This window comes from Alsobacter sp. SYSU BS001988, from assembly GCF_054796215.1.
This window is the reverse complement of record NZ_JBTAMK010000001.1, coordinates 794492-808667: the sequence shown is the minus strand read 5'-3', so window position 1 is coordinate 808667 and position 14176 is coordinate 794492. Positions and strand designations below refer to the sequence as shown.

General features: G+C 69.0%; 12 protein-coding genes. 6 read left to right on the top strand and 6 right to left on the bottom strand.

Going from position 1 to position 14176, the window contains the following annotated elements; genetic code table 11:
- Window positions 1-33: 33 nt before the first annotated feature.
- From ACYVO7_RS03410 to ACYVO7_RS03395, 4 genes are all read right to left on the bottom strand, one after another.
- Window positions 34-1023, bottom strand: coding sequence for an ABC transporter ATP-binding protein (locus tag ACYVO7_RS03410; protein ID WP_460448422.1), 990 nt, complete (start codon window positions 1021-1023; stop codon window positions 34-36).
- 3 nt (window positions 1024-1026) lie between these two features.
- Window positions 1027-1932: an ABC transporter permease subunit gene (locus ACYVO7_RS03405; RefSeq protein ID WP_406855863.1), complete on the bottom strand. Its 906-nt coding sequence runs from the start codon at window positions 1930-1932 to the stop codon at window positions 1027-1029.
- A complete protein-coding gene (locus tag ACYVO7_RS03400) occupies window positions 1922-2935 on the bottom strand; it encodes an ABC transporter permease subunit (protein ID WP_406855862.1) in 1014 nt (337 codons plus the stop codon). The genes ACYVO7_RS03405 and ACYVO7_RS03400 overlap by 11 nt, the downstream gene beginning before the upstream one ends.
- 318 nt (window positions 2936-3253) lie before the next feature.
- Complete coding sequence (locus ACYVO7_RS03395; RefSeq protein ID WP_460448421.1) at window positions 3254-4855, bottom strand: ABC transporter substrate-binding protein; 1602 nt, start codon at window positions 4853-4855, stop codon at window positions 3254-3256.
- A 207-nt stretch (window positions 4856-5062) separates the two neighbouring features.
- Between ACYVO7_RS03395 and ACYVO7_RS03390 the strand changes: the two genes are divergently transcribed.
- From ACYVO7_RS03390 to ACYVO7_RS03365, 6 genes are all read left to right on the top strand, one after another.
- The gene (locus ACYVO7_RS03390; protein WP_460448420.1) at window positions 5063-5992 is read left to right on the top strand and encodes a sugar kinase; all 930 of its coding nucleotides are present in this window, start codon (window positions 5063-5065) and stop codon (window positions 5990-5992) included.
- Window positions 5993-6142: 150 nt separating this feature from the next.
- The gene (msrP, locus tag ACYVO7_RS03385) at window positions 6143-7090 is read left to right on the top strand and encodes a protein-methionine-sulfoxide reductase catalytic subunit MsrP (protein WP_460448419.1); all 948 of its coding nucleotides are present in this window, start codon (window positions 6143-6145) and stop codon (window positions 7088-7090) included.
- Complete coding sequence (locus tag ACYVO7_RS03380) at window positions 7090-7785, top strand: protein-methionine-sulfoxide reductase heme-binding subunit MsrQ (RefSeq protein WP_460448418.1); 696 nt, start codon at window positions 7090-7092, stop codon at window positions 7783-7785. The genes msrP and ACYVO7_RS03380 overlap by 1 nt, the downstream gene beginning before the upstream one ends.
- A 131-nt stretch (window positions 7786-7916) precedes the next feature.
- Window positions 7917-8102: a hypothetical protein gene (locus ACYVO7_RS03375; protein WP_460448417.1), complete on the top strand. Its 186-nt coding sequence runs from the start codon at window positions 7917-7919 to the stop codon at window positions 8100-8102.
- 91 nt (window positions 8103-8193) lie between these two features.
- The gene (locus ACYVO7_RS03370; protein WP_460448416.1) at window positions 8194-9000 is read left to right on the top strand and encodes a PstS family phosphate ABC transporter substrate-binding protein; all 807 of its coding nucleotides are present in this window, start codon (window positions 8194-8196) and stop codon (window positions 8998-9000) included.
- A gap of 43 nt (window positions 9001-9043) precedes the next feature.
- On the top strand, window positions 9044-11044 hold the full coding sequence (locus tag ACYVO7_RS03365; RefSeq protein ID WP_460448415.1) for a methyl-accepting chemotaxis protein: 2001 nt from the start codon (window positions 9044-9046) through the stop codon (window positions 11042-11044).
- Here the strand turns inward: ACYVO7_RS03365 and ACYVO7_RS03360 are convergent.
- Together ACYVO7_RS03360 and ACYVO7_RS03355 are read right to left on the bottom strand one after the other, a co-directional pair.
- A complete protein-coding gene (locus ACYVO7_RS03360; RefSeq protein ID WP_460448414.1) occupies window positions 11010-12065 on the bottom strand; it encodes an FAD-binding oxidoreductase in 1056 nt (351 codons plus the stop codon). The two genes, ACYVO7_RS03365 and ACYVO7_RS03360, sit on opposite strands and share 35 nt — an antisense overlap.
- A 97-nt stretch (window positions 12066-12162) precedes the next feature.
- Window positions 12163-13914, bottom strand: coding sequence for an ethylbenzene dehydrogenase-related protein (locus ACYVO7_RS03355; protein ID WP_460448413.1), 1752 nt, complete (start codon window positions 13912-13914; stop codon window positions 12163-12165).
- Window positions 13915-14176: the final 262 nt, after the last annotated feature.

Here is a 14176-nt window from a genome sequence, read left to right as displayed (position 1 = left end):
CGCGCGTCAGGTTGCGGCCTTCGAGGACGACGGTCACGCGGCGCGCTCCCGGTTGGTGGGCTGGCCCTTGACCAGCGCGTAGTGGCACAGCGCATGGCCCAGTTCGGGGGCGGCGGGCTTGGGCGGCACGGCGCGGCAATAGTCGGTCGCGAAGGCGCAGCGCGGCGAGAACAGGCACCCGGCCGGCCGGTCGAACTGGCCGGGCACCACGCCCGGGATGCTGGGCAGGATGCGCCCGGTCGCCCGCTCCGGCAGCGCCGCCAGCAGGGCGGCCGTGTAGGGATGGTGCGGGTCGGCGAAGAGGCCCACCGTCTCCTGCCGCTCCACCTGCTGGCCGGCGTATTGCACGACCACCCGGTGCGCGGTTTCGGCCACCACGCCCATGTCGTGGGTGATGAGCACGAGGCCCATGCCGGTCTCCTGGCGCAGGCGCAGCAGCAGGTCGAGGATCTGGGCCTGGATGGTGACGTCCAGCGCCGTGGTCGGCTCGTCGGCGATGAGCAGCTTCGGCCGGCAGGCGATCGCCATGGCGATCATGACGCGCTGGCTCATGCCGCCCGAGAGCTGGTGCGGGAAGGCCGACAGCCGCCGCTGCGGATCGGTGATGCCGACCTCCTCCAGGAGCTCGATCGCGCGCCTCTTGCGGGCGGCGCGGTCGAGGCCGAGATGGGTCTTCAGCGTCTCGCCGAGCTGGAACCCGACCGTGAAGCACGGGTTCAGCGACGTCATCGGCTCCTGGAAGATCATCGCGATGTCGCGGCCGACGATGGAGCGGCGCTCCCGGTCCGAGATCGTCAGGAGGTCGCGCCCGTCGAAGCTCATCCGGTCGGCCGTCACGGTGGCGGTCCAGGGCAGCAGGCCCATCACGGCCAGCATGGCGACGGACTTGCCGGAGCCGGACTCGCCCACGATGGAGACGACGTCGTTCTGGTTGACGGTGAGGTCGACCCCGTCCACCGCCCGGAACTGGCCCGAGCGGGTCGCGAAGGTGACGGAGAGATTGCGGATGTCGAGGAGGCCCACGGCTCAGCTCCTCTTGAGCTTGGGATCGAGCGCGTCGCGCAGGCCGTCGCCCATCAGGTTGATCGCCACGACGGTGATCAGGATGGCGAGGCCCGGGAGCGTGACGATCCAGGGATTGGAGCGGATGAATTCGCGGCTGTCGGCCAGCATGGAGCCCCATTCGGGCGTGGGCGGCTGCGCCCCGAGTCCGAGGAAGCCCAGGGCGGCCGCCTCCAGGATGGCGTTGGAGACGCCGAGCGCGGCCTGCACGATCAGCGGCGCGAGGCAGTTCGGCAAAATGGTGACGAACATCAGCCGCAGCGTACCGACGCCGGCCACCTTGGAGGCCGTGACGTAGTCCTTGCCGAGCTCGCCCAGCGCCGAGGCGCGCACCAGGCGAACATAGCTCGGCAGATACACGATGGCGACCGCCACGATGGTGTTGGTGAGGCTCGGCCCCAGCACGGCGACGACCAGGATGGCCAGCACGAGGCCGGGGACGGACAGGATCAGGTCCATCACCCGCATCACCACGGTGTCGACCACGCCGCCCATGAAGGAGGCGGCGAGCCCGAGCAGCACGCCGATCACCACCGAGGTGGCCATCACGGCGACGCCGATGAACAGCGAGATGCGCGCGCCGTAGATCAGCCTGGTCAGCGTGTCGCGGCCCAGCGCGTCGGTGCCGAGCACGAATTTCCAGTTTCCGCCCTGCTCCCAGGCGGGCGGCAGCTTGGTGAAGTCGCGAAACTGCTCGAACGGCGAATAGGGCGACACCAGGTCGGCGAAGATCGCCAGGAAGGCGATGATCGACAGCACGACGAGGCCGCCCACCGCGCCCTTGTTCTCCGAAAAGGCGGCCCAGAAGGCCCGCAGCGGCCCGGGCGGCGCCGGCTGCGCGGCCGGCGAGGCGAGAGCGTCAACGGCCATGACGGATCCTCGGGTTGATGGCTCCGTAGAGCACGTCGATGACCAGGTTCACGACGATCACCATGGACGAGATGAGCAGGATGCCGCCCTGCAGGGACGGGTAGTCGCGCCGGCCGATCGCCTCGATGAGCCACTTGCCCACCCCGGGCCAGGAGAAGATCGTCTCCGTCAGCACCGCGCCGGCCAGGAGCGTGCCGACCTGCAGGCCCACGATGGTGACCACCGGGATCAGGGCGTTGCGCAGCGCGTGCAGGCCGATGACCCGGAACGGCGACAGGCCCTTGGCGCGGGCGGTGCGCACATAATCCTCGCTCAGCACCTCCAGCATGGAGGAGCGCGTCATGCGGGCGATGACGGCCAGCGGCACCGTGCCGAGCACGATGGTGGGCAGGATGAGGTGGTGCAGCGCCGACCAGAACGCGCCCGGCTGGTCCGATTTCAGCGCGTCGATCAGCATGAAGCCGGTCACGGGCTCGAAATAGTAGTTGATCAGGTCGATGCGGCCGGACACCGGGGTCAGCCCCCAGCGCTCCGACACCAGCATGATCAGGAGCAGGCCCCACCAGAAGATCGGCATCGAGAAGCCGGTCACGGCCGCGCCCATCAGGGTGTGGTCGAACCAGCTGCCGCGCTTGACGGCGGCGACGACTCCGGCGGGCACGCCGAGCAGCACCGCGAACAGCATGGCGGCGGCGGACAGCTCGAGGGTGGCGGGGAACAGGGTGAAGAACTCGGTCAGCACCTTTTCGTTGGTCACCACCGAGGTGCCGAAATCGCCGTGCAGCAGCGCCCACACATAGTCGGCGAACTGCTTCCAGATCGGCTGGTCGAGGCCGAGCTCGTGCCGGAACTGCGCCAGGCGCTCCGGCGAGATGCCGCGCTCGCCGGTGCGCACCTCCACGGGGTCGCCCGGCACCATGCGGATCGCCACGAAGGTCACGAACATCAGCGCGAAGAAGGTGGGCAACGTCAGCGCCGCACGCTTCAGGAGAAATTTGATCATGGGGTCCTGCTCAGCCCAGCTGAGAATGGCTTGGCCGCAATGGGGTCCTGCGCGTCACGCCGGCGTCGCACGCCCGCCTCGCCGACATCCCCGGCCGGAGCGGCGCAGCCGCGGAGGGGAAGGGGATCCAGACTCTTTCGGCGCGGTCCCGCTGGATCCCCATCCCGCGCCTGCGGCGCGCCGGGGATGTCGGCGGAGGGGTGGATGCGGCTCTCGAAGACGTGGGGGCCGTCGCGCAAGAGCGGCATGGGGCGCCCGGAGACCACCGTCCCCGGACGCCGACGCCTCAGTCGGGAGGGCCCAGCCCTCCCGACGGCCTCACTTCATGTCGACGCCGTAGAACTCGTGGCGGTTGAAGGGGCTCATCTTGTAGCCGGTCACTTCCTTGCGCATCGGCTCATAGACGACGGAGTGCGCGATGGTCATGTCGGGCGCATCCTCCTTCTGGATGAGCTGCATCTCCTCGTAGAGCTTGGCGCGCTCCTTGTTGTCGGCCATCGCGGCCGCCTTCTTCAGGCGGTCGTCGAACTCCTTGTTGCACCACTTGGAGAGGTTCTGGCCGCCCGGACGGGCCGCCGAGCAGCCGCGCAGGAAGAAGAAGTTGTCCGGGTCGCCGTTGTCGCCGGTCCAGCCGAGCTGGCCGGTAATGTGCTCGCCCTGCTGCATGCGCTTGCGGTACTCGCCCCACTCATAGGTCACCAGCTTGGCGTTGATGCCGATCTTGGCGAGGTCGGACTGCATCATCTCGGCGATGCGCTTGCCGTTCGGGTTGTAGGGGCGCTGCACCGGCATGTACCAGAGGTCGATGTCGAGCGGCGTCTTGACGCCGGCCTTCTCGAGCAGCTCCTTGGCCTTGGCCTGGTCGAACTTATAGTCGACGACCTTGTCGTTGTAGGACCAGATGGTCGGCGGGATCAGGTTCTTGGCCGGCTCGCCGGCGCCCAGATAGACGTCGCGGATGATGGCGGCCTTGTCGACGGCCATGTTCATCGCCTGACGCACTTCCTTCTTGTCGAAGGGCGGCTTCTGCACGTTGAACGACCAGTAGGCGATGTTGAGGCCGGGCTGCTGCATCATCTGCAGGGCCGCGTCCTTCTTGATCTCCTCCAGGTCCGCCGGGCGCGGATAGGCCATGTGGTGGCACTCGCCCTTGCGCAGCTTGGCGAGGCGGGCGGTGGGATCGGGCGTGATGGCGTAGACGAGGTCGTCGATGGCGGCCTTGCCGTGGAAATAATCCGGGTTGGCCTTGAAGCGGATCACCGCGTCCTTCTGGTAGTTCACGAACATGAACGGGCCGGTGCCGACCGGGATCTGGTCCATCACCTCGGGCTTGCCCTGCTTGGTGAGGAAGTCGGCGTATTCCTGGGAGTGGATGGAGGCGAAATCCATCGCCAGATTGGCCAGGATCGGCGCGTTCGGCTCGTTGAGCGTCATGACGATGGTGTAGTCGTCGGTCTTCTCGATGCTCTTCAGCAGCTTGGGCATGTCCATGTCGTTGAAGTAGTCATACTTCCCGCCGGACACCTTGAAATAGGGATGGTTCTCCTTCCACTGGCGGTTGAAGGAGAACAGCACGTCGTCCGCGTTGAAGTCGCGGCTGGGCTTGAAGTCCTTCGTGGCGTGGAACTTGACGCCCTTGCGCAGCTTGAACGTGATCGTCTTGGCGTCGTCCGAGAAGGTCCAGCTCTCCGCCAGGCCCGGGACCACCGTGGTGGAGCCCCGCTCGAACTCGGTCAGCTGGTTGAACACCGGGCGCGCCGCGTCGAAGCTGGTGCCAGTGGTGTTGAGGGCGGGGGTGAAGTTCTCCGGGCTGCCTTCCGAGCAGTAGACGAGCGTCTTGGCCGAAACGGCCGTGGAGCCCATCAACAGGGCGGCGAGCCCAAGGCCGACGAGGCCCTTGGCGATCGTAGTGCGTGTCATCGACTTCCCCTCGTGTCACATTCTTCGCGGCCAGCGAGGCCGCGGCCGTCTTTGGACAGCGTGGGCTGTAGAAAAGCCCTTTTCGGAGCCCGGCGCAATCGCCCTTCCGCCGCCACATTCTCCGATGCGGCCATTCGATCGGAAGTTGCGCGTGCGCGCCGCAACGGGCAATATGCGTGATCTTTCAAACGATTTAGCGGACAGCCGATGAAAACCCTGGACGTGCTGGCGATGGGCGAGCCCCTCGTAGAGTTCAACCAGGTCGAACGCCAGGGCGAGATGCTGTTCCTGCCGGGCTATGGCGGGGATACGTCCAACGCCGCGATCTCGGCGGCCCGCAACGGCGCCAAGGCGGCCTATTTCACGGCGCTGGGCGACGACGCCTTCGGCCGCCAGATCGCCGACCTGTGGGACCGGGAGGGCGTCGACCGCTCGTCCGTCCTGACCCGGGCCGGGGCGCCGACCGGCCTCTATTTCATCAGCCACGACGCCAAGGGCCACCACTTCAGCTATTACCGGGCGGGGTCGGCCGCGAGCCTCGTGATGGCGTCGGAGGTGCCGGCGGCGAAGATCGCGTCGGCGCGGGTTCTTCACGTCTCGGCGATCAGCCAGGCCATTTCGACCTGCGCCTGCGACGCCGTGTTCCACGCGCTGAAGCTGGCCCGCGAGGCCGGGACCACCATCAGCTACGACACCAATCTGCGGCTTCGCCTGTGGCCGCTGGAGCGGGCCCGGGCGGTGACGCACGCCGCGGTGGCGATGAGCGACATCGCCCGTCCCGGCCTGGACGACGCCCGGCAGCTGACCGGGCTGCAGGGTCCGGAGGAGATCTGCGACTTCTACCTCCGCCTGGGGTGCCGGATCGTGGCCCTCACGATGGGGACCGACGGCGCCATGGTGGCGCTGCCGGGAGAGCGCCGGGTCATTCCGGCCCACAAGGTCGAGGCCGTGGACGCGACCGGGGCGGGCGACGCCTTCGACGGCGCGTTCCTGTCCGAGTGGCTGCGCTGCGGCGACGCGTTCCAGGCCGCGGACTACGCCAATGCGGCCGCGGCCCTGTCGACCCTGGGCTACGGGGCGGTCGCGCCCCTGCCCCGGCGCGAGGCCGTCGAGGCCTTCCTGGGCCGGGCCGGCTGACCGAACTCCTCCCGGCGCCCGGCCTCACGCGGGATCGTGAGTTGTCGTGATCGCCGCACGGCGCTTGACTGCGACCGGGCAAGCCCGATCTGCCATGGGCTGCAGGGCGCGCTCGCCGCCAAATGCCGCCTTGCGCGTCGGAGAACCAAGATGCCGTTCCGCTATCCCACCATCGCTCCTTCGCAGATCACCCCCCGCGACGTGTTTCTCGACCGCCGTCGCTTCGTGCAGTCCGCGGCGGGGCTCGGGGCGGCCGCCGCCATGGGACTGCCGGCGCCGGCCTTCGCGGCGGCCCCCGCCCTGGACAAGCTCGATGCGCCGCGCAACGCCAAGTTCAGCGTCAACGCCGAGCCCACGACCAAGAAGATCGTGACGGGCTACAACAACTATTACGAGTTCGGCACGGGAAAATACGACCCGGCGGCGTCCGCCGACCAGATGAAGATCCGCCCCTGGACCATCGAGATCGGCGGCGAGGTCGAAAAGCCGATGACCATCGGCGTCGAGGACATCCTCAAGATGTCGCTGCAGGAGCGGGTCTACCGGTTCCGCTGCGTCGAGGCGTGGTCCATGGTGGTGCCGTGGGTCGGGCTCGAATTCAACGAGCTGGCCAAGCGGGTGGGGCCGACCAGCAAGGCCAAATACGTGAAGTTCACCACCGTGATGCAGCCGGAGACCATGCCGGGCCTGCGCATCCCGGTGCTGGACTGGCCCTATGTGGAGGGCCTGCGCATCGACGAGGCCATGCACCCGCTCACTCTGCTGACGGTGGGCGCCTATGGGGAGACCCTCACCAACCAGAACGGCGCCCCGGTGCGGATCGTGACGCCGTGGAAATACGGCTACAAGAGCGTGAAATCGATCGTGAAGATCGAGTTCGTCGAGCAGCAGCCGGGGACGGCCTGGAACAAGGCCGCCGCCAACGAATACGGCTTCTACTCGAACGTGAATCCCGACGTGGACCATCCGCGCTGGAGCCAGAAGCGCGAACGCCTGCTGCCGGCGCTCTTCGCCAGCCGGCAGACCGAGCTCTTCAACGGCTACGCGGATCAGGTCGCCTCGCTCTATGCGGGCATGGATCTGAAGATCGACCACTGATGAGCGTCACGGAGAAGACCCCGTCCCGCGCAGCGGCCCCGGCCCGGGCCGCCCCGCCGGCGTCCGCGCGGCGCCGGGACTGGGTGCGCCTCGCCAAGCCCGTCGTCTTCCTCGCCGCGCTGATCCCGGCGCTGCGCCTGGTCTATGGCGTGTTCGCCGACCCGGAGATGCTCGGCGCCAATCCGGCCGAGACCATCGAGCACGCGACCGGCGACTGGTGCCTGCATTTCCTGCTCATCACCCTGGCGGTGACGCCGCTGCGGCGCCTGAGCGGCTGGAACTGGCCCATCAAGTTCCGCCGCATGCTGGGGATGTTCGCCTTCTTCTACGGGGTGGTCCACCTCTTCGCCTATGTGGGCTTCGACATGGTGTTCGAGGCCGGGGCCATCGCCAAGGACATCCTGAAGCGGCCCTTCGTGACCGTGGGCTTCGCGGCCCTCGTGCTCATGACGCCGCTGGCCGTCACCTCCACCAAGGGCTGGGTGCGCCGGCTCGGCGGCCCCCGCTGGGCCCGGCTGCACCAGGCCATCTACGCCATCGCGATCCTGGGGGTGGTGCACTACTGGTGGCTGGTGAAGCGGGACGTCACCTGGCCGGTGATCTACGCCGCCCTGCTGGCCGCCTTGCTGGGCTGGCGGGTCTGGGCCCGACTGCGTCCCTCGAAGCCCCGCCGGCGCGCCGCGGCCGCCGCCTGACCGTGGTGAATTGACGCGTCCCCGGCGCCGCGTCCGCCCGGGCCGCACGATGTGCGATCCGTCACGCCCCGGGGCGCGGCCGCAGGCCATGGTGAGCGGGCGGCCTCGTTCGGCCGCCGGTGGAGCGGACCATGCCGACCGGCGCGCTGTATTCCCACAGGTTTTTGCCGAAAGGGGGCTTCGCGGCCCATCCCTTGCTGGTGGCCGCGGCCGTGGGACTGGCCGGCGTCGTCATCGGGGCCGCGCTGGGGCTGGCGCTGGTCGAGATCATCCACTGGCTGTCGGCGGGCGAGCCAATCGTGGCGTTACAGCCTTAAGTTGCAACCGCGCCAGATGAACGGGTGCTTTTCAGGCTCTCTTAATCAGAGGGTCTTATGCTTCGGCAAGAATTGGCTAGCCGAGGCTTCCATGACCTTCCCTCGTATGCTCCTCGCCGGCGCGATTGCGGCGGCCTTCACCCCGGCCCTCGTGGCGCCGGGCCTCAGCGCGGACCTGACCGTGCCCGGAACGGGCGACGGCATCGAGATCCTCAAGGCGGTGGGCGCGGCCTTCTCGGCCGACCATCCGGCCGTGGCCGTGAAGGTGCCGCCGAGCATCGGTTCGGGCGGCGCCGTCGTGGCGGTCTCGACCGACCAGGAGGTCGTCGGCCGCGTGGCCCGGCCGCTGTCGGACGCCGAGAAGGCCCAGGGCCTGGTGCTGACGCCGATCGTCAAGATCCCGTCGGCCTTCTTCGTCCATGCGGACGCCAAGGTGACGGCGCTGACCAGCAAGCAGATCGCCGACATCTATTCCGGCGCGGTCACCAACTGGCAGGAGGTCGGCGGCGCCGACCTGAAGATCAAGGTGGTCCGCCGCGAGGACGGCGACAGCACGCTGGGCGTGCTGCGCGGCTCCATGCCGGGCTGGAAGGACCTCGTCCTGACCGGCAAGTCGAAGACCGCCACGACCACCCAGGAGGCGGTCGAGACCGTCCAGGCGGTGGAAGGCGCGGTCGGCTTCGGCCCGTTCTCGTCCGCCCTGAAGGACAGCGTCGTCGTGCTCAGCATCGACGGCAAGGCGCCCACCGCCCCGGACTATCCGAGCGCGGTCGTGGTCGGCCTCATCCACAAGCCCCAGACCGTCACGACGGACGCCAAGGCTTTCATCCAGTTCGCCTCCAGCGACAAGGCCAAGCAGGTGGTGAACGACCTGGGCGGCGTGCCCATGGCGCAATAGCAGGATGCTGTTCCGCTCCCTCAGCGCGAAACTGATCAGCGTGATGCTCATCGCGACGAGCGTCGCGCTCGTCGCGCTCGTGGGCGGCACGCTGATCAGGGTCGAGCGGGGGTTGAGCGAGCAGTCCCAGGAACTGGCCCGCCTGTCGGTCGCCAAGCTGTCGGAGACGCTGCGCGCCGAGGCCAACCTGTCCAAGGCGCGTCTCGACACGCTGCAGCGCGACGCGGCCCGGCGGCTGGGCGTGGTGGCCCAGCGGGTCGACATCTTCCGCGCCATCCAGTCGCGCAACGTCGTCGCCATGAGCGAGCCGCTGGACGCCGCCGTCCGGGCCGCGAACCTGGACATGATCGCCGTCATCGACCTGAAGTCGCGGGTGATCGGGACGTCGTCGAAGCGGGCCGACCTGGTGCAGATGGACCAGGCGCTGCGCGCCAGCCCGGTGCTGGCCCGCGTCAGCTCCATCGTGGCGGCGAACGACCGCTCCAAGCCGACGACCTGGCAGGACCTCGTCTGGATCGAGGCCGACATGGCCGCCAAGCTGGACATCGGGTCCACCTCCGTCCTGGTGATGGCGTTCGTGGAGCCGGTCTTCGACGACTTCGGCGAAACGGTCGCGGCCCTGGTCGGGCTGCGCAGCATCAAGCCGTCCGAGGCCGTGCTGGAGGATTTCGCCCGCCTGACCGGCTCGGCCGTGCTGATCCAGGTCAACGGCGAGGCCGTGTCGGTCTCGGGCGCCCCCAATGAGGGCCTGCGCCTGCGCCGCATGCCCGAGACCACCCTGCTGGAGAGCGAGAGCGGCCGCTTCGTGGCCAACTGCGTCGACCTCCTGAAGGACGTCCGGATCTGCGCCCTGGCGCAGCGCGGCGAGGTCTACGCCCTGCGCGACCAGACGGTGCGGATCGGCGAGGCCCATGCGGCCGACCTCAAGGCGTGGCTGGTCGCGGCCGGCCTGCTGGCCCTGGGGCTCGTCGGCGGACTGGCCCTCATGGTGTCCCGGCGCGTCAGCCGGGCGATCTCCCAGATCACCGGCGCGGTCGTGGCGGTGGCGCAGGGCGACTGGCGGGCCGAGGTCAGCGGATCCGAGCGCCGGGACGAGGTCGGCGCCATCGCGCGGGCCGTGCTGCTGCTGCAGCGCTCCATGGAGGAGCGCGACAAGCTGCGCTCGGACGTGGCCGGGGCGGAGGCGGTGCGCCGCCGCAGCGCCGCGCTCGACGCCGCGATCCAGCGCTTCGACGGGACGATGCGCTCCGTCCTGCGCAGCGTGCAGGATTGCGTCAGCTCCATGAACGCCTCGGCGCAGGGGCTGGACGGCATCTCCCGCCACGCCAAGGACGAGGCGAGCTCGACCGTCCGGGCGTCCAAGCAGACGACGTCGTCCGTGATGGTGGTCGACGCCGCCACGGGGCAGCTCAGCACGGCGATCCGCAGCGTCTCCGATAAGGTCAGCCTCGCGGCCGAGGTCATCGTGCGCGGCAACGACACGGCCCTGGTGGCCACCCGCAAGGTGGGAGGGCTGCTCGAGGCCGCCAGCCAGATCGGCGCGGTGGTGCGGATGATCGAGGGAATCGCGGCGCAGACCAACCTGCTGGCCCTGAACGCCACCATCGAGGCGGCGCGGGCGGGCGAGGCGGGGCGCGGCTTCGCCGTGGTCGCCAACGAGGTCAAGGCCCTCGCCGGCGAGACCGGCAAGGCCACCGAGGTGATCGCCGGGAAAGTGGCCGCCATCCAGGAGGCCACCAATGACGCGGTCCGGTCGATCGACATGATCGCCCAGTCCTTCTCGGACGTGCTGGCCGAGACCACCACGATCCGGCACGTCGTCGCCGACCAGTCTCAGGCGACCGAGCAGATCGCCGAGAGCGTCTCCTCCGCCTTCGAGGGCACCGGCGCCCTGTGCGCCAGCGTCGAGAATCTGAGCTCCACGGTCGAGAACGCCCGCGACGCCACGGTCGACATGGTGGCGATGGCCGCCCGCATGGCCGAGGAGGCCAAGCAGATGGACATCGCGGTCAAATCGTTCCTGACCGAAGTGGCCGCGGCGTAGCGGCGGCGCCCGGTTCGCCGGGACGCGATCCCCAATTGGTCATCTGGAAGAAGCGGCCGAGCTTCTGCGTCAGCGACGCGGGCGTCTCGTTCATGACGAACGGATCCGCGTAGCAGACCGCTCCGGCGTCCTGGGCCATGCGCTTGACCGCCGCCACCATGGCGGGCGCGCCCGCCGCATAGACGGTGTGGTCGGGACCGAGCGCCGGAAGCGCGTCGGTCGGGCGACCGGCGCGCATGTCGGCGAAGGCCGGGCCGCCGCTCGTCGTCAGGGCGAGGTCCCGGACGCCGCGGGCCGACAGCCAGGCGAAGGCCTGGCGCATATAGAGGTCGGCGGGATTGCGGGCCCCGGCGATCACCGTGATGGGCCGGTCGGGCTGGCCGAGCCGGGCGGCGACGGCGATCGACCAGATCGGCGCGAAGCCCGTGCCGCTGGCCACGAGCACCAGCGGGCCGGTCCCCTGCCGCAGCCACGCATGGCCGTAAGGACCGCGCACCTTCAGCCGCGAGCCGACCTTGATGGTCTGGCCGATCGCGGAGGAGAAGCGGCCCATGGGGTAGCGCCGGACGTGGAAGTAGAGGCGGTTCACGTCCGCCTCGCCGCCCAGTCCCACGGTCGGGCTGTAGTCGCGCTCGGGCAGGCCCTTGAAGGACAGCTTCACATACTGGCCGGGCAGGTAGCGGAGCGGGCTGTTGAGCTCCACCGTCACCTCGTCGATGTCGGGCGAGAGCGGCCGGATGGAGGAGACGCTCGCCATGCGGGCGCCGACGGCGGGCGCTTCCTCGAAGGTGATGGAGGCGTGTCCGGTCAGGGTCGCCTGGCAGCCCAGCACGGTGGCGCCTTCACGGGTGCCATGGTCGTCGACGCCGCCCTCCACGCTCACGCGGCAGCTGTCGCACTGCCCCGTGCAGCAGTCATGCGGCATCGCGATTCTGGCGGCCAGGGCGGCGTCCAGCACGGTGGCGCCGACCAGGGCGGAAACGCTCCTGCCGTTGATGGTGAGCTGGCACTTCGAAGACATGCAACCTCCTTCGGAGAGCGGGATACGCTCCCGGGTCGTGGCGTCTGGGGTCGAGAGGGCGGACCGGCGCGCCGCCGGTCCCGCATCGTTCAGGGCGTCAGGGCAGCGCGATCACGATCGGCCGCATATGCCGGGTGTGGCGGGTCTGGGTGTGATCGAAGACCGAGAGATACATGTAAATCGGCTCTCCCTTCTTGAAGGGGATGTCGTATTTGCTCCCGGTGTCGAGGACGCGGCTGGTCTCCAAGGTCCAGTACCCGTCCTTCCACTGGGCGGCCCCCATGAGGTCGGCCCGGTCGCCCGAATACTGGCCCTGGATCAGCACGCCCGGGATCACGGTCCCGACCGGGATCCTGTCGTCGGCCTCCTTGCTGTAGGGGACGACCTCGTCCTCGGTCATCCACCAGCGCGAGCCCTCGTCGTTGCTCTTGTTGACGTCGAGGTGGAGCGTCCCCATCGCCTTGACGGTCGCCGCATAGTCCTTGGGCAGCTTGCTCAGCGTGACCGGCCCCCGATAGCCGCCCGGCGCCTCGGACTTGTAGTTGTAGACGTAGAAGCCTGTCCCCGGATCGCTGTCATAGCCGGCCTGGTAGCGCGCCTTGCCGGCCTTCATGGCCTCGTTCGCCTCGTTGGGCGGGCCGAAATACATGTCGTCGACGCGGCCCAGGAGACCGCCGCGGGACGCCTTCCACTGCCACACGTCGGCGTAGAGGCCGTCGGCGGTGTAGTGATAGCCGCGGCCGTGGAGGGGCTTGGGCTGCCCCGGCAGCGGGGCGGGGCCCATATGGGTCGAGCCGCCGTTGCCGAAGGCGTCCGAGCGCGTGAACAGGACGGCGAGCTTGTCCTCGTAATAGTCGACCACGTCCGCCGTGTCGGCCTTCGAGCCGATCAACCGCCAGCCGTCCTCGCGCTTGACCAGGGGCAGCCGCATCTGCGAGCGCGTCGGGTCCTCCCACCAAAAGGCGAAGTAGATCTTGCGCCCGTCCTCGACCGCCCGCACCTCCACGGTGGAGGTCCCGGTCCCGCCCAGATTGGCGCCCTGCTCCGTCCGCACCCGCACCGGCCGGGCGTTGGCCCAGGCGGCGTCGTCCAGCTTGCCGTCCGCCGTGGGCGGCGTCGCGACATGCGCCACGGTCAGGGTGTCGCGGGTCCCGTAGTCCAGCGCCGCGACCCCGATGGCGATCGGCAGGCCGGCGAAGGCCGCGACCACGAAGGGCCGGGGCCGCGCGGCGGCCGTCCTGGCCAGCCGGCTCGGCTTGAACAGGCGCAGCAGCTGGTCGAGGCCGCCATACATGAAGTGGGTGAAGACGTGCACGCCGATATAGACGAGCGTGACCGTGGCCAGCAGGCCGTGGACCGTGACCACCCAGCCGCCGAAGCCCAGATACATGGCGACGCCGGTCGCCGTGAGGGCCGCCAGGATGGCGTAGATCGCCCAGTGCAGCGCCACGTTCACGGCGTTCCAGCGCAGCCGCGCGGAGGCCGGCATGGTCAGGACGCGCATGCGCGACGGAGCGATGCGCTGCAGCAGCCCCGCCCGCGCCATGTAGACCGCATAAGCGGTGGCGCAGAAGAACAGCGCGAGGCTGCCGACGAAGTGCCAGGTCCACACCTCGCCCTGGGGCAGAACCGACCAGAGCGCGCGGCCGACGACCGAATCGAGCCCGTCTCCGCCGATGCGCAGGCCGGTGGCGAGGCTGACCACCACCGCCGCCGCGGTCGCCCAGTGCAGGACGATCGTGCCGACGTCCGAACGCGGCTTGGCCCGCCGCGGCACGGAATCGGCCGCATCGACGTGCTTGAGACGCTCGGCTTCGGAGATCTCGCGAGGCTGAATGATCTGGTTCATACGCAAACCGCTCCAAGGCGTGGCGGCGCGCTCGGCGCCGGCCAAGTTAAACTTCTCAACGACGCTGCCCTGAAGTCCGCTTATTGGTGTTAATCTAGAACGTTTTCTTTACCATGAGGAGTCCTCACGGACGGGCGCCACGAATATTGGTTAACGCGCAGAGCCATCGGGCAATGCGATAAGATAACCTTCAGTCGCCCCCTTGCAAAGTATCATTTTTACCGACCTTTGATGAAAAGAACTAAGTTTTCGCGAGCGGCTT

What these genes read in the sequence shown, in the direction of transcription:
- ACYVO7_RS03405 (WP_406855863.1), bottom strand. Translation starts at nt 1,932, where the DNA reads ATGGCCGTTGACGCTCTCGCCTCGCCGGCCGCGCAGCCGGCGCCGCCC.
- ACYVO7_RS03400 (WP_406855862.1), bottom strand. Translation starts at nt 2,935, where the DNA reads ATGATCAAATTTCTCCTGAAGCGTGCGGCGCTGACGTTGCCCACCTTC.
- ACYVO7_RS03395 (WP_460448421.1), bottom strand. Translation starts at nt 4,855, where the DNA reads ATGACACGCACTACGATCGCCAAGGGCCTCGTCGGCCTTGGGCTCGCC.
- ACYVO7_RS03390 (WP_460448420.1), top strand. Translation starts at nt 5,063, where the DNA reads ATGAAAACCCTGGACGTGCTGGCGATGGGCGAGCCCCTCGTAGAGTTC.
- msrP (WP_460448419.1), top strand. Translation starts at nt 6,143, where the DNA reads ATGCCGTTCCGCTATCCCACCATCGCTCCTTCGCAGATCACCCCCCGC.
- ACYVO7_RS03380 (WP_460448418.1), top strand. Translation starts at nt 7,090, where the DNA reads ATGAGCGTCACGGAGAAGACCCCGTCCCGCGCAGCGGCCCCGGCCCGG.
- ACYVO7_RS03375 (WP_460448417.1), top strand. Translation starts at nt 7,917, where the DNA reads ATGCCGACCGGCGCGCTGTATTCCCACAGGTTTTTGCCGAAAGGGGGC.
- ACYVO7_RS03370 (WP_460448416.1), top strand. Translation starts at nt 8,194, where the DNA reads ATGACCTTCCCTCGTATGCTCCTCGCCGGCGCGATTGCGGCGGCCTTC.
- ACYVO7_RS03365 (WP_460448415.1), top strand. Translation starts at nt 9,044, where the DNA reads ATGCTCATCGCGACGAGCGTCGCGCTCGTCGCGCTCGTGGGCGGCACG.
- ACYVO7_RS03360 (WP_460448414.1), bottom strand. Translation starts at nt 12,065, where the DNA reads ATGTCTTCGAAGTGCCAGCTCACCATCAACGGCAGGAGCGTTTCCGCC.
- ACYVO7_RS03355 (WP_460448413.1), bottom strand. Translation starts at nt 13,914, where the DNA reads ATGAACCAGATCATTCAGCCTCGCGAGATCTCCGAAGCCGAGCGTCTC.